General features: G+C 24.9%; 26 protein-coding genes. All 26 read right to left on the reverse strand.

The annotated features are described in order from the left end of the window. The 26 genes from ACFHWD_RS03565 to ACFHWD_RS03690 all read right to left on the reverse strand — a co-directional run bounded on the left by ACFHWD_RS03565 (position 1) and on the right by ACFHWD_RS03690 (position 14,883). Positions 1-525: a DUF262 domain-containing protein gene (locus tag ACFHWD_RS03565; RefSeq protein ID WP_378060440.1), complete on the reverse strand. Its 525-nt coding sequence runs from the start codon at positions 523-525 to the stop codon at positions 1-3. Between the two features lie 328 nt (positions 526-853). Further along, positions 854-1,435 (reverse strand): hypothetical protein, encoded by a 582-nt coding sequence (locus tag ACFHWD_RS03570; RefSeq protein ID WP_378060442.1) that lies wholly within the window; start codon positions 1,433-1,435, stop codon positions 854-856. Between the two features lie 234 nt (positions 1,436-1,669). Then, complete coding sequence (locus ACFHWD_RS03575) at positions 1,670-2,116, reverse strand: hypothetical protein (protein ID WP_378060444.1); 447 nt, start codon at positions 2,114-2,116, stop codon at positions 1,670-1,672. Positions 2,117-2,230: 114 nt separating this feature from the next. Next, complete coding sequence (locus tag ACFHWD_RS03580; protein ID WP_378060446.1) at positions 2,231-2,467, reverse strand: hypothetical protein; 237 nt, start codon at positions 2,465-2,467, stop codon at positions 2,231-2,233. Between the two features lie 220 nt (positions 2,468-2,687). Further along, positions 2,688-2,885, reverse strand: coding sequence for a hypothetical protein (locus tag ACFHWD_RS03585; RefSeq protein WP_378060448.1), 198 nt, complete (start codon positions 2,883-2,885; stop codon positions 2,688-2,690). A 15-nt stretch (positions 2,886-2,900) separates the two neighbouring features. Then, a complete protein-coding gene (locus ACFHWD_RS03590) occupies positions 2,901-3,200 on the reverse strand; it encodes a helix-turn-helix domain-containing protein (protein WP_378060450.1) in 300 nt (99 codons plus the stop codon). Positions 3,201-3,287: 87 nt separating this feature from the next. Beyond that, positions 3,288-3,488, reverse strand: coding sequence for a hypothetical protein (locus ACFHWD_RS03595; RefSeq protein WP_378060452.1), 201 nt, complete (start codon positions 3,486-3,488; stop codon positions 3,288-3,290). A gap of 4 nt (positions 3,489-3,492) precedes the next feature. Continuing rightward, a complete protein-coding gene (locus tag ACFHWD_RS03600) occupies positions 3,493-5,415 on the reverse strand; it encodes a hypothetical protein (RefSeq protein ID WP_378060454.1) in 1,923 nt (640 codons plus the stop codon). Positions 5,416-5,526: 111 nt separating this feature from the next. After that, positions 5,527-5,925, reverse strand: a complete 399-nt coding sequence (locus ACFHWD_RS03605) for a hypothetical protein (RefSeq protein ID WP_378060456.1) — start codon at positions 5,923-5,925, stop codon at positions 5,527-5,529. Positions 5,926-5,958: 33 nt separating this feature from the next. Continuing rightward, complete coding sequence (locus ACFHWD_RS03610; protein WP_378060458.1) at positions 5,959-6,138, reverse strand: hypothetical protein; 180 nt, start codon at positions 6,136-6,138, stop codon at positions 5,959-5,961. Between the two features lie 196 nt (positions 6,139-6,334). Continuing rightward, positions 6,335-6,466 (reverse strand): hypothetical protein, encoded by a 132-nt coding sequence (locus tag ACFHWD_RS03615; protein WP_378060460.1) that lies wholly within the window; start codon positions 6,464-6,466, stop codon positions 6,335-6,337. Positions 6,467-6,589: 123 nt separating this feature from the next. Next, entirely contained in the window at positions 6,590-7,198 is a 609-nt protein-coding gene (locus ACFHWD_RS03620) for a hypothetical protein (protein ID WP_378060462.1), read from the reverse strand. An 80-nt stretch (positions 7,199-7,278) separates the two neighbouring features. Continuing rightward, complete coding sequence (locus tag ACFHWD_RS03625) at positions 7,279-7,677, reverse strand: hypothetical protein (RefSeq protein WP_378060464.1); 399 nt, start codon at positions 7,675-7,677, stop codon at positions 7,279-7,281. 125 nt (positions 7,678-7,802) lie between these two features. Further along, positions 7,803-8,033: a type II toxin-antitoxin system MqsA family antitoxin gene (locus ACFHWD_RS03630; protein WP_378060466.1), complete on the reverse strand. Its 231-nt coding sequence runs from the start codon at positions 8,031-8,033 to the stop codon at positions 7,803-7,805. 129 nt (positions 8,034-8,162) lie between these two features. Continuing rightward, a complete protein-coding gene (locus ACFHWD_RS03635; protein ID WP_378060468.1) occupies positions 8,163-9,404 on the reverse strand; it encodes an RNA-guided endonuclease InsQ/TnpB family protein in 1,242 nt (413 codons plus the stop codon). A gap of 5 nt (positions 9,405-9,409) precedes the next feature. Then, positions 9,410-9,952 (reverse strand): IS607 family transposase, encoded by a 543-nt coding sequence (locus ACFHWD_RS03640; RefSeq protein ID WP_378060470.1) that lies wholly within the window; start codon positions 9,950-9,952, stop codon positions 9,410-9,412. Positions 9,953-10,057: 105 nt separating this feature from the next. Then, positions 10,058-10,303, reverse strand: a complete 246-nt coding sequence (locus tag ACFHWD_RS03645) for a DUF4258 domain-containing protein (protein ID WP_378060472.1) — start codon at positions 10,301-10,303, stop codon at positions 10,058-10,060. Then, complete coding sequence (locus ACFHWD_RS03650) at positions 10,296-10,601, reverse strand: hypothetical protein (RefSeq protein WP_378060474.1); 306 nt, start codon at positions 10,599-10,601, stop codon at positions 10,296-10,298. Before ACFHWD_RS03650 ends, ACFHWD_RS03645 begins: the two co-directional genes overlap by 8 nt. Further along, positions 10,594-10,869 carry a hypothetical protein gene (locus ACFHWD_RS03655; protein WP_378060476.1) on the reverse strand — a complete coding sequence of 92 codons (276 nt, stop codon included), beginning with the start codon at positions 10,867-10,869 and terminating at the stop codon, positions 10,594-10,596. The genes ACFHWD_RS03650 and ACFHWD_RS03655 overlap by 8 nt, the downstream gene beginning before the upstream one ends. After that, positions 10,869-11,063 (reverse strand): helix-turn-helix domain-containing protein, encoded by a 195-nt coding sequence (locus ACFHWD_RS03660; protein ID WP_378060478.1) that lies wholly within the window; start codon positions 11,061-11,063, stop codon positions 10,869-10,871. Before ACFHWD_RS03660 ends, ACFHWD_RS03655 begins: the two co-directional genes overlap by 1 nt. A 126-nt stretch (positions 11,064-11,189) precedes the next feature. Further along, the gene (locus tag ACFHWD_RS03665; RefSeq protein WP_378060480.1) at positions 11,190-11,636 is read right to left on the reverse strand and encodes an AsnC family protein; all 447 of its coding nucleotides are present in this window, start codon (positions 11,634-11,636) and stop codon (positions 11,190-11,192) included. A gap of 118 nt (positions 11,637-11,754) precedes the next feature. Then, positions 11,755-12,720: a phage antirepressor KilAC domain-containing protein gene (locus ACFHWD_RS03670; protein ID WP_378060482.1), complete on the reverse strand. Its 966-nt coding sequence runs from the start codon at positions 12,718-12,720 to the stop codon at positions 11,755-11,757. A 49-nt stretch (positions 12,721-12,769) separates the two neighbouring features. Then, positions 12,770-13,111 (reverse strand): hypothetical protein, encoded by a 342-nt coding sequence (locus ACFHWD_RS03675; RefSeq protein WP_378060484.1) that lies wholly within the window; start codon positions 13,109-13,111, stop codon positions 12,770-12,772. Between the two features lie 95 nt (positions 13,112-13,206). Continuing rightward, entirely contained in the window at positions 13,207-13,524 is a 318-nt protein-coding gene (locus ACFHWD_RS03680) for a hypothetical protein (protein WP_378060486.1), read from the reverse strand. A 32-nt stretch (positions 13,525-13,556) separates the two neighbouring features. Next, positions 13,557-14,357 carry a hypothetical protein gene (locus ACFHWD_RS03685; RefSeq protein ID WP_378060488.1) on the reverse strand — a complete coding sequence of 267 codons (801 nt, stop codon included), beginning with the start codon at positions 14,355-14,357 and terminating at the stop codon, positions 13,557-13,559. A 367-nt stretch (positions 14,358-14,724) separates the two neighbouring features. Beyond that, positions 14,725-14,883: a hypothetical protein gene (locus ACFHWD_RS03690; RefSeq protein WP_378060490.1), complete on the reverse strand. Its 159-nt coding sequence runs from the start codon at positions 14,881-14,883 to the stop codon at positions 14,725-14,727. Positions 14,884-15,072: the final 189 nt, after the last annotated feature.

Genomic DNA, 15,072 nt, shown 5'->3' on the forward strand with positions numbered 1-15,072 from the left:
TTATCGCTCCTTTCCTAATTCATTAACCATCTTTCTGACCTTATCAATCTCTTCTTTGCTATGCACTGTACCACCCGTATTCATATCGAGATACCATTGAAGTACTTCTTTTTTAGTTTTTAAATTATTTATATTTATTTTAATTGTTATTTGTCTTAATAGTATTTTTGCATCTTCATATTCATTTAGGTAATGTCCAAATATTTTTATTTCATTACCTATAAATTTTTGAATAGCTGTTATACGCTGCAAGCCATCTACACATACAAATTCACCTTCCCATGTATCTTGCCATCCTGGATGATTAAAATATATAGTAGTGGCTGATTTACCACCCTTAATAAGATATTCTATATAAGCTATTTGTTGTTGTTCAGTCCAAACATTACCTCTTTGAAAATCTGGATTAAGTTGCAAATTTAACTCTTTCTCTTGTTCTCTTATCCAATCAACAAAGAATGGTAATCTCATATCTGTATTATAATTTCCTTCAGATGTGAATTTAGGTATATCCTTAAATTTCATATTAATCCCCTTCTCTTATATCTTTTATTTGATATTCATCTCTCACCTCAGATATTGACAATCTAAATAATTAGCTCCTAATCTCTCTTCATAATTACATTGTCTAACATCACATAAATAATCACATTTTTTATGACTTTGTATACATTTATATTTTTCGGCTGATTCTACAGATACTAATTCATAACCTCTAGCTAATTGTATAGCTTCAGCTTGTGCCAATATAACAGCTTTTCTTCTATTCGTAGCTTGTATTTTATAAGTGCTATTTACAATCCCATTTGTTAAGGTAACTATATAATTATTAAAATTTATTGTTATTCCTCCTTTAAATCAATCTACGATCATATCTTGCTTGATATTCTGCCCAACAAGAACTAAATACATTAGGATTATATTTTTTCATTCTCTTATACTTTCTATATTTCTTTTTAAGTAATTTCATTTCTTCATATACGTCTGAATTTATATAATTCCATATATCAAAATAAATACTATCAAATTTTGTACCTTTAGGGAATTCATAATCAAATACATCACCTTGAATAATTTTCACCTTATCATTTAAAGGTAACTGACTTCCAACTAATTTAATTATTTCTGGATATTTTTCTAATATAGTAATAGATTTTACATTTTCTTTTTCTTGTACAGGTAGCACAATCATTCCTAAACCTAATCCGGCAATAAATACATCGCCATTAGCTTTATGCACAAAACTAACATTAGTTCTTTGCTCCATAGGAGTATTAGACATAATACAGTCTCTATAATCTATTAATTTTATATATTCTCCATTGGGAATACCTTCTAATGATGCTCTCCAATCTTTATCTGTAATAGTATATTTTTCTAAAATAAAATCTCCTTCTTTTCCTTCATCTAAAATTTTACACATATCTTTATACATAATGTTGCCTCCTATTTTTTAATATATTATTAAAATATATCATTGTATATTATTAAATTAGTAATATTTATACCTAAAATTCAAAATAAAACTGGAATTTTATTCTACAATTCTATACCAACCTTTATCAATATCGTCTATATTTACAGTTTCAATCAATATATTTGCCTTTCTTGGAAATTCTTTTAGAATTTTATATCCTTATTTGATCTATGGTTTTCATACTTTTATACTTCAACATAATTTTTCTCCCCTTTTATAGAATTTTTTAATCATATTTTCTTCTTTTATCTTATCTAACTCATCCTGTGTTTTTTTATCTAATTTATCATATATTTCATCTATATATCTCTTTACTTTCATATCATTAGTATCCATTATCTCAGCAATTTGTGGATACGAACACCCTTCTAACCTCAATTTCAATACTTTTTTAGTGAATTTCTTTTTCTCTTTCTCCGTCATATATACTCTGGTTGGCTTTCTTTCAACACTCAACACTAACCTACCAAAAGATTTACCTGTTCGTATCTCTAATGTTCTCAGACAACAATAGTTTGTATGTTTATTATATTCCCTTTCTGTTATACAACTTTTATCTAAATCATTACAAATTCTATCATATTCCTTTTGAAATTCCTTATATATTTCGTTAGGTAAGTATATTATTTTTCTGCCCATAATTTCCACCTCTTAATATATATGTATTATATATAATATACCATAAATATATCTCATGTGGAAGTGTAAAAATCATTGCTAAGCTATTTATTAATTTTATTTAAAAGAAATAATTTATTGTTTTTCGTATTTGTATTTTTTAGCTAATTCCAAAGCTTTTTCATATTGCTTTGGATGATCTTCAACTCCCATATTCCATCCTGGTACTATTATAATTATTTCATCATTTTTTTTATTATTCATAGCTAATTGTGCTAATAAATCTGCCTCTTCAATATTGTCTATACAATCATATATACAAACTTTTTTATTTCTATTAATATAATTGACTTTATAAATTGAATATTCCATGTTTTTACCCTCCGTTTATTAATTCTATAAACTATGTTCTATTGAGTCCATAACTTCTTTAAATTCTTTATCCATTCGTTTTTCTCTTAAATAATTTTCTCTTTTATAGTTCTCCATTCTACTCACATCCATTTATTTATTTTATATGAATATTATATCATAAATTAATCTAATTTACTATATTTTTATTAATTATTTACTTTGTTTATCAGTATTAAAATTAGTATTTTATATATTTTCCATTTTTGATATTATAAGTTCTTAAAGTATTCATGCCTTCAGTTCCTATTATTCTTACACATAATAGGTTCTTTTTACAAGTTTTATTTGGTTGCCAGCATACAATATTTTCTTTTTTTACATTAAATTCTTTTAAATAATCTTTTTTTACTTGTCCAATAGAATCTAAAATAATCATTTTGAAACTCCCCTTCTATAAATTCTCCTTTTGCTTTTTAAAAGTTAATCCCAACCCCATTGCATCTAAATACCTAATAAAAGTATCTAGTGATGGGGAATAAGTAAATTTTTCAATTCTTGAAACCATTTGTTGGGTTAATCTACTTTTTTTAGAAATTTGTTCTTGAGTAATACCATGTTCTTTTCTATAAGTTACTATAGATTTAATTAATTCATACTTCAAATCCGATTCTCTTATATATTTTTCTAATTCAGGTTTTTTCTTAATAGCATTCTTTATTTCTTCTTTTGTATCGATTTTCCTAAATGACATATTTATCACCTCAAATATATTATACATCTAATAAGGTGTATTTGTCAATTATTTTTATACTTTTACTTAAATAAAAAAGTCCAATTATTAATTTCCTTTATAAAATTCTGCAAACCATTTATATAACCTACAATCATCCACATCATCTAAGAAAAGATTACCTACAAACTCTTTTTCCTGAGAACTAACTTGCCATCCTTTCTCTTTCATTTCTTCTACATGCTTAGTTCTTTCTCCCTCATTTTCATAGAAATACCTTTCTACTGTCTGACCAAATACTTTTTTCATATTATTACACCTCCTGATATTTTTTTAGAATCTGTTTTAAACCACGTTTTGAATATCCAATAGAGAATTTAAAATCAAATCTAACTGCATCATGCTCATCATAAAGTTCTTTATATCTATTTGATTCATATTTCTCAAATGGTGTTCCTACTTCCGTTACCATATCCGTTGCCTCAAGAATCGGATTACCATCTCCAAAATGCCCATCTATATTCCATCCTTTTACTATTTTAGGGACTTCACATCCGCATAATATTTCAAGCTGTCTCCAATCTTTTGGAGCAAAAGTAAAAAACATGCTACATATTGCTCCTGTTTGCATACAATAGTATTTATTTCCATAATTATCCTTTCTTTTATTTAAAATAATATTTCCCCATCCCTCTGGATATCTTCTTTCGATATAATATATATCTAATATATCTGAGTCTGTCGTATGCATGTTTATTTCTAAACTTTTTTCGCCACTCTGAATTTTTAAGTATTTTTCTATAACTAATCTCTCAATTTTATCCATATTTTTATTTATATGTTCTAAATACCACCTTTTAACTGCTAAAGTTTTACCAAAAGCAACCCATTCATTATGCATTTTATTTCGTATAAAATCGGCTAATTGTTCTCTTATTTTATAATAACCTTGTAACCGCATTCTTTTTTTAGTACCAACAAATTCTGAAGAAATATTATTCATTTCAGAATCCTTATCTGTAATTCTCAAAATTGCATTTGTTTCATATATTTTTGAAGAGTCATACTCAAAATCTTTCCCCCATAAATCTACAAATATTTGATTACTATTCGTAAAAGTCCCTGACTCTTTATAATCTTTATTATTACCATAATTAAACTCTTCTGAATAATCTCCAGTCATTATTTTTTTTAAATCAAAAGACAGATCAATATTATTATGAGAATTAATAAGCGAACTGTTATTCATTACTATAAGTTTGTTATTTGATTCAGCAATCTTTTTTATATTACATGATAGTAATGAATCTACAAACTTAATATCCATATCATTAAATGTTTTTCCAGTATATTGTTTATTTATCATAATCATAGCTACTATAATTGGAAGATATACCTTCCTTCCTAATTTAAAAAATTCAAGTTTTTTATCATCTATTAAATAATTTGTTGCATACTCCTTATAATCATGATTTACATAATTAAAAATATAATTATATGGAAATAATTCATCTTTTTTAGCTTCTGTCCAATGACCATTTCTACAATGACTATGTTGTCCCACATATGCTTCATCAATTCTTTCATTAATAGATAATAAATTACCATTACTTTTTAAAAAGAAACTAAAATATCCGTCTGCTGAACCTCCATAATTAATATAACATAACGATAGTCCATCATTAGTATTTTCTAATATTGTTAAACATTCAGCCAACGTTTCAAACAAATGGATTCTTGTGGAAATATTTGCGATAGGTAGTATTTCTCCTCCACGAATAAACAAATCAACATTGCACTTTTCTAATGAATTTAATACAATATCTGTTGCATCAAACAAATCATTTAACATATCTTTATCATTTCTTTTCCCAATTAAAGTTCTTCCTATCACTTTATTTGATAATTGATCTATTGAATTAATATAAGAATTCTCTATTTCTAATACTTCTTTACAATGGAACATATCCCATATTTCTTTTTCTCTTTTTACTATATTGGGATTTTCCATATATTCAAAAGCATTATAAGATATCTTTTTTAATATTTTTTCAAACATAATCTTGGCCTGAATTATTGCTAATGCTCCTGTTTCATCATAATTTTTCATAATTCTTCCAATACGTTCATTTACTTGATGTAATTCAAAACTATAATCAAGCATATTAAACTTCGTTTGATCCTTATTATAATCTGTATATTCAGCCCACTTATTTAATATCTCTTCATATTTCATTATAATCACTACTCTCTTAAACGTAATTATTCTTTTATATTATATCTATACATGACTATTTTTGCAAAAATTATATTTTCTAAAGATAAATTTCCCTAACCAAGTTTTATCTTAATAGCTCTTTTTTATTAATTTATCAAAATCATATAAAAAAGATTCCATTTTTCTTTTATTAAATTTATATAACCTATTATTACCAATACAAACTCTTTCTATAAACAACTCATTTAAATCTAGTTGCAAATATCCATCATTATCTAATTCCTTATCATAATATCCAACATAATCAGAGCCGAGACTATCACATTCTCTTAGTTGAATATTGTCCCATGCTTTATTAGCGAAATCCTTAAGATAATAAAACAATTCTTTAAATGTTTTCGAATTAAATCTAAAATCAAATCTATTATCAATTTCATTATTACCAATTTCAAAAATAACCGCAGATTTCTTATATAATACAACTAATTCCAATCCATTAATTGATTTAAAAACCTTTTTATTTGTCATCTTACTTTTCCTCCTCTATTAATTTTATATTGTTTATTGATCATTAATTTCATTACCACTCTCATCGCAAGCAATTATATCCCCTGTTGAGGAACAATATGGACAAAATTGTACATCTTCATAGCCATCTTTGACATATACTTTAAAAACTGCCCCACAGTGATTACACTTCCAAGCTCCATCATTAAACCAATTTATTAATTTACTATTCATATTTACACCTCCTGATATTTTTCTATATTAGATATAGATTTATTATATCCTTCTTCCTCCAAAGATAATATATACAAATACAACTTCGATAAACAGTCTCTTCTATCTTCTTCAGAATTTCCTTCAAAAAATAATTTCCCCTCTATACCATTTCCTAATACAAGATAATGTTTAAAACCACAAACTTGTGTACAAGTTATAGAAACCTATCTACCGCCTCCAAAGAATAAACCTCTACCCCATAAGATGCAAATTCCATTTTCGCAAAATATTCAGCATATCTCCCTAGTTGTAAATTGTTTAACTTATTCCATTGTGTATTTGGCATTATATTCCCCTATCTTCTCTAAATTATTTTATCTTCTTTATTGGAAAACTTAATCCTCTAGCAGGACTTTCATTTATACCTACTACATATCCATTAGTTAATTCACACCAATAAGTTATATTTTTATGCTTCTCTTACCCTAGTTTTAAACCACTTTTCATTAAATAAATGCCATAATAATTTAAGTTCTTCACTTGTATTAAATGCATCACTAACAATAATTGAATTAAAAGTATTCCATTGTTGACTATAATTAAATTCTGACACTTTATAAATTTGATTATCAATCCATTTTGTAAATTTTTTTAATTCATCATTTGCATGATACTCAATTTCTTGAAAACTTAATATATCTCCTTTTATTTTATCTGCAAATACAATAGCATAATTTATCAAAACTAATTTCTCACTATATTCATGAGTATTTAATAAAGTTTTATTTTTATAAATACTTAAATTATAGCCATTCCCACTTTCAGTGGATAGAACAAATATATCTACTATTCCTCTATTTTTTATTAAAGTATTATATAATTTTTCTTCCCAATTCTCATACTCATCTATATCTTGTACTATTTTTGAGTCAAAAATACTTACCTCTAAATTTCTTTCTTCATCAGTATTTTTATCTCCTCCTTCAACAATTAAATTATTAGTATTCTTATTAAAACCCACAACTTCTCCACTAAAATTATCATTGAAATAAGTATGATCTTCTAAAAATTCAAACATATTTTTATCCTCCTAAAATTTAATTTATAATAATTATATCACTATTTTATTTGTAATAAATCCCAATTAAAAACATTCATTTATTCAAAGTTTAATTTACAAAATTCATATCCATTTTCATCTCTATAACAATCTTTATCATCTAAATGTGATTGAAGCTTACTTTTATCTTTACTCCAATTAAATAATTCATTTTCTAGTTCATCTAAAGTTAGTTTGTCATCATACTCGTTTACAATATCTAAACTGTCTTTATTCTTATTATAAAAATTTTTTATCTCATTTATACTTGCATAAAAATCAGTTTTTTGAAATAATGCTTTCCATCCAGCACTCGCTTTACCAATATGAATTTTTGATACATTATTTATTATATCATCAATTTGTTTTTGTAATAATTCTTGTAATTCTTTACTTGCAAAAGAGCATTGTACTTGTCCTTTAACATTTTTTAATTTAAAATAATAATTATCCCCCATGCTATCATCTCTCCTGTTCGAATTTCATATTTTTTAATTTCTCAATCTGTTTTTCAAGATTTTTAACCTTTTTATTTCTCATTTCTTTAGCTCTTTTAATAGCAGCTTCTTTTGTTCTATATTTTTTAAGCTGCTACTTCCGAATAATTAATAACCAATATTTCAGCTTTATTCTTTTTAGCTTCTTCTACTATTTTTTCTATTTTTACAGCAATATTATTTTCAAGAAAATATTCACCACATTGCTTACAAACATTCGCCGGAACACCTTTGATTATGATAATATGCCCATCCAAATCAACAATATGATTAACTCTGCCCTGTACCAAATCACCTTTACATAAAATACAATTCATTTTCAAATCACCTCTTTCTTGTTTTAAGATCATCAGGTCTATAAAAACATTAAAAATACTAAAATATATTAAATATTTCAATAAATAATATTCTTATGTTTATTAGTCAATATCTAATCTATTATTAAACTAAATACCTACTCTAATTGGATATAACCCGATATCCTCTATCCCATTATGATATCTCATGTTTGGGAATACTTTTCTCATTATCTGTAATGCTCCATTTATATCTGCATTTATTCTTTTTCCTATATTACTTATAAATAAACCTCTATATATTCTCCTACTTTTATTATAATTCTCTTTTATAGGATCTTCTCCATCTATAAAACTTGTACCACTTGTATAACTTTCTTCAGTCAATATTACATTTAATCCTATATTCTCTGCTTTATATTCTACCATTTCTATTAATATAGCAGTAGGTATCTGTATAAACTTCTGATTCACTTTCTTACTCATATTACTCTTTTGTTTCCAATTCTTGTTTTTACCTATAATTATAGTATTTGCTCCACAGCTTAAAGCATAATTTATTATACTTTTACTTGCTTTGTGCATCAAATCAGTAATCATATTATTTCTTTTTATTGTTAATTTATTCATTCTATTAGTATAATCTAAATTATTCATACGTTTAGCTATTTCTCTATAATTAGATATTTGTTTATTATAATATTGATTGATAGATTTAAGTTTTCTACCAGAAATAATTATAGATTTTATACCACAATTATTTACTATAGTAGCTAAATTATCTACTCCGATATCTATTGATATATATTTATTATTATCTTGTTTTATTTGTACTAACGGTAGATTATAAACTATCTCTAATATAAGATATTTATTTCTAGGAAGAATTCTAACTTGTTGAAAATCATTTAATTTAGTTTTTACCATAAAACCATTAAAAGATTTAGGAAATTGAATATAATTTAAATCATTATCTCTTTTTATTAATTTACAGGATTGATTAGTCAATATTAAATTATACCTACCATTTTTCTTTTTATATTTTGGTAATTTAGGTCTACCTAAATATTTATCAGGATGAATACTATAATCTTTAATTGATACGAAAAATGATTTCCAATTCTTGTCTAACAATCTAAGAGTTTGTTGTGCTATCTTCGCTCCTGGCATTTGTTTATAATCAAAACTTAAATCGTCTTGCTTTAATAATTTATCCATTTTATTATAAGGGAGATAAATATTATTATGAATAAATTCTTGACGTATGTGATAATTAGCAAAATTATATAAATTTTTAGATTTAAAGCAAAATTCATCTAATAATTTAAAATAAGGATTGTTATAGAAAATCAAATGTTTTTCAACACGTTGTAATTGACCATCTTTCTTCATAATAATCATTCATCTCCCTTCAACACTTCTTTTATTTTCTGTCCTTTTCGTTTAGAATATAATTTCATAGAATAACAATGCAATAAACTCACAATTTCTTCAAATATTTCTTGACTATCCAATTTTGCAGAACCAACTTCGCTCATTACAATTATTTCACAATGATATTTTTTAAATAAATAATAAAATAAATCAAAACCAACTCTTGATAATCTATCTTTATAAGTTATAATGACACGTTCAACTTTACCATCTATAATATCATCTAACATTTTAAAAAAATCTTTTCTTTTTTCAAAACTAATACCACTAGCGATATCTTGAAATACTTTATTTATTTGATAACCATTAGAGAAAGAAAATTGTTTTAATAAATTAATTTGATTTTCTAAATCAGTTTTTTGTTTAGGAGTAGACACTCTAGCATATAAATAAGTCTTTCTATCTACTCCTTTATTAAATATTTTATAAACAGAATCTTTATTATAATCATATCTACCATTAGGTAAAGTAATTTGTAATAACTCTAAAACTTCTTTTGCTTTCAATATATTAACACCTCTTTTCTATATTCTTATTATATAATTAATAAGATGTCAATATATTTTATTAAAAATTTTAATATATTTTATAATATTTATTAATAAGTTACTTCATACATATCCTTGGCCAACTGCACAAACTACATGTATCCCCTTTTGCATATCTACGAATCCTAATATTAAACAACTTGGAAAAGGATAATCACTCTCATAATATTCTATTATCTCTCCATTTATTATACAATTAATTACATCTATAATTCTGATACCTCTTTGTTGCATTCGTATTAGTATATGCCCTCGCCATTGTATCTTATTATCTTCAACAAGTTTTCTTATCTCATTTATATCAAGCATTAATCTTCTCCTCTTTAACTTCCAATCTACCCCTAAATACTTTGTTGATTAGATACCTAAATTTCTCACCATGATCGTTTATATAATCAAAGTATCCTTTTCTGAGAGATTTATCATAATACCTCTCTACTGCCTGGTTATTCAGAAATTCTTGTATACCTGTTATGTTATTAAACCAAAATACATCATCTATGTCTTTAAATTTTACTGAACAACATTCATTTTCATATTTATACAATGATTCAATATTCTTTTTTAATCTGCTATCCATAATTATTTTCTGCTTTAATCTATTCATTGGCAATCTCCTTAGATGGTATCCTTTTTATAAGTTTTAAAAATTGTTCCTCCGTCAAATCATAAGTATCAATATCCACTTGTTCAATTATATTAGTAAAATCTTCTTGTAATTGCAAGCAAATATTATTTTCATCTCCACAATATTCATCTTGTAAAATAGCTTCTATTTTCTCATCATCCTCAGTTATATATTCCCAAAACTTACCTTCTGGATAAGTATTTAATTTAAATCCCTTTTCTTTTAATAATTTCTCTGTTATAGCCATTATAATTCCTCCTTCAATTCATTTAAATCAATATTTAATAATTTACTGATTTTTATTAATTCATCTGCTCTGATAGCATTATTATTTATTTTATAACTTAATTTTGCTTCAGACATATTTAATTGTTCTGCCAACCATTTTTGTCTTCTACCTTGATTCTCTAATATTTGAGAAATATATTCTCCTATTTTCATTTTGTCACCTCATTTCTAACTACAATATTATTATATAGCATGAAATCAAAATAGTCAATAGTTTTTTCAAAGATATTTTGAGAAACGTATAAATTTTTCAGATTTAATTACCATAAAATAACGATTTTATACCATTGTCTTCTTCTTTAAATATCTCTTTTCTATATTGTAATTTTTTACATAATCTAATCTATCTTTTATATTTTTATTACTACATTCATACATTTTATTTGTCCTTCTCCTAGCTGTCATTATACTTATACCTAGTATTTCACTTATTTCTCTATAGGAATCTCCTTCTAATCTTAAATTTAATATTTTCCTGTTTAATTCTTCTGATTCCTCTTTACTGAAGCTCCTTTTAAGAACCTTACAGCCAGCATACCTCAAAGTTCTATTAAATGTCTCTCCTAATTCTCTTCTCATAACTGTTCTACATACCAATTTGTTATATCTATCCCAATCTCTTTGAGATATAGCTTCTTTTTTTAATTTTCTACAAATTCGATTATACTCCTCTTTAAATTTTTTATAAAAATTCCTATCTATAATGTGCATCTGATTTCTTCCCATTTTACATACCCTCCATTAATAATTATTATAATATAAATACCTCATAGATACAATAAAAAAAAAGATACTAAGGTTAATTAGTATCTTAATATGTATTTATTAATTTCATGTAATTATCTTAAGCAATTTCCTTTAACTCATTTAATATATCATCAATTGATTTAGTTATTATTTTCCCATCTTTTTCTAATCTCTTTAGGATATATCCTATAGCAGCTGGCTTTATTAATGTTTTATAATATGTATATCCATTTGCTCCTGGAATTGCCTGTACGAAGAAATATTTCATATACTGCTGATATGGTACATTATCTGATTTTAAAATCTGCTGCTCCCTGAACCACTTAAATAAATTATTCCTTCCCATATCTTTGACCCCAAGTACTTTTGCAAAATCTCCCATGTCTATATTGCCTTTAGCACTACCTAATCCATCTGCAATATTTATTTTATCTTGTACTTTTTTAATAATTTCTTGTTCTGATTTAGTCTTTTCCAATTCTATTATTCGTCTATTTTTATCTTCTACTCTTCTAGCAAAATCAATCCTCTCTAATTCGCTCTTAGCAATTATCGATTTTCCCAATAAAGTTGCTTTATCTTCTATTAATGCTTTAATTTCATCATCAATAGATTCTTTCATCACCTGATTTTCTGCTTGAAGTTTAAAATAATCCTCTAAAAACCTATCATATATTTCCCATGATTCTTTTGTTGTTGCTATTTTTACAAGCTTCATCATTCCTGAATAACTAAATATTAACCATTGCTTTGTTCTATTTAGTCTATTCTGAGAATATCCTACATCCTTTAAGAACTTAGTTATATCAACGATTTTCTCGTTGTCCTTTTCAGGGATAACGGATTTTAAATCTTTATAATCAACATTTCTTTCAAAATTTCTTATATTCCTAGTAAAATTTTCCACAACTTTTGCAACTCTTAAATTTACTAGTTCACCTGCTTGCCAAACAGTAAACATAGGTAAATTATCACCAAAGCCACCCATCAATCTTGTAAATGTTCTGTCTCCCATAGATACCTCTCCATCTGTAAATAATTCTATTACTTTTCCCTCATCCATTTTAATATCCTTTCATATAACAGTTTTTTTGGATAGCTGCTAACCAAATTTATTTTATAATATTATTTATTTCTTTTAATTTATCTAGTGATAAGCTATTAAGTCCTCTTCTTATATTATTTATTAATATTTCTTTTTCCTGTTCTAATTTTAAATGTTGCTGATATTCTTCTTCAGATTTATATATTGTATATAAAATTCCAAAAGAAAATTGACTTCCAGTACTTCTGCTACTCTTAAATTCTATTATCCTATCCCCATATTTAATTTTAAGTACCTTTGTCCCAACATATATTACTTGTACTTTGTTTATTTTAGTTCCACTATACAACATCTCTGTCGCCAAACAAACTTCCTGCCCTACTTCATACCCTTCTTTTCTCCAATTCATCTTATTTTCATCTCCTATTTATTTTTTTCAATAATATTATTACTCCTTTGTATTTTTTATTAATTTTATTTATATTAACATTATTATTGTCTATACTAAGCCACTTTTCCTTTAAAGCCGTTATTTCTGCCATATATGTATTGTTTTAATTGTTTAATATCATCCTTAATGATCGCCGGTGCATATTTAATAATATCAAATAATCTTAGATAATTTGTCCTATTTTCTTTATATAACTGACGTGCTAACAAATGATTTTTCTTGTTCCAATATATATAGTTAAAAAGATTTACTTCTTTTATCGTATAATCTCCTCGATCTACACCAAACTGAAACAGATCGGCTCCTGATTCTAACTCTTCTAAAGTATGTACTTCTCTTATTTCTGAAATAAATTGATTAATATTTTTCATGGTATAATCTCCTTTTTTTATTAATTTTATACTTATCCTTTGCAATTATTATAACAAAAGATAACTTTTTTATTTTCATCATACCTGACCTGCTCAAACTTTTGTTGCATTTGCTTCATTATATTTATTCTTTCTTTAAAATCTTTATATGGAATTTCTTTATATTCCATAGATTTATTAATTTTACCTTGTTTACAACATTGTTTTATATGGTTTAACTGCTCAAATTTATTGGAACAAAATGTATTCATTTGTTTGTTTAATTGATTAAGCTTATTTATAAAATTTTTATCTCTCATAGATTGAAGAACCTTTTGTTCGTCTTTCGTTTCACGTCTTTGCAATCTAATATCTTGGATATTAATTGCTATTTGTAAAATATTCTCTTTTTCTTGATCATTTAATTCATATATATTTTTTTTCTTTAAATTTTCTAATTTATGAAGTAACAAATCCTGGTGTTTGTCAAATATTGCTCTTTGATTGGTTATTTGTTCTTGTTTATTATTAAATTTTTTACAAATATCATTTAGCTGCTTACACAAATCAATTACATTTTCACTTGTTTCAACTTTTATATCAGTATTATTGTTTTTTCTAAATTCTTTTTCATATAAAACTTTCATAATAGATTTATCATCTACACCATAAAAATCTATAGTTACATTATCATGTTTATATTGTTCTTTGATAGTTCTATAAACATCTAGCATTTGTTTATAATTACTCTTGTCCACCTCTTCTTTATTCAATAGACTAATACTTTCTACTGAATTATTAATATTATTTGTCACTCTAATATCATAATACTGGTATTTCCTTTCTTTGCACATTTATCTCACCTTTTCTCTTATATTTTATTAATTATATTATTTTTATATTAAACATAGTCATTTATGATCAAATGAGTATGTTTATATCAAAATGAATATATTAATGACTATAATTTTTATATTCAGATTTTTATGTATCCGCCTCTATTGAGACGAATTATTATTCAATTATTTTTACTACATATTTAGTCAAATCCAAATTAATTTCTAATTGATATCTAATTTTTTGAGAATTCTCTTTAGTACATCTTACTTTTTGAAGAATTTTATTTGTAACTTTATCAATTAATATTACATACATATTTACCATTCCTTTCATGGGTATGTACATGCTTGTGTCATTGATAAAATTATATCATTAAATGTATTATATTTCCAATTTATTTAGCATATTTAATATTACCAATTCTTGTTTCTTCTTTATTAATACTTTTCTAATTATTGACAACTCCGCAATTATATTTTCTAATTCATTTATATTTGTTTCTCTATTTATTTTGTTTAATATGGCATCTAAATTTTTCATTTTTATTTCTCCTTTTCATATTTATTAATTTTGTTAAATATATTATAGCATAATCATCCAAATAAAACAAGAATTTTATACTATTTTTATTAATTTTATATAATAAATTTAGGGCTTCCTTGTAAGGAAACGCTATTTACATAAAAAATAAATAAGATCAGATAATTAATATCACCTGATCTTATGTTA

It is taken from the genome of Clostridium sp. MT-14 (assembly GCF_042436595.1).
Lineage (GTDB): Bacteria > Bacillota > Clostridia > Clostridiales > Clostridiaceae > Clostridium_B > Clostridium_B aromativorans.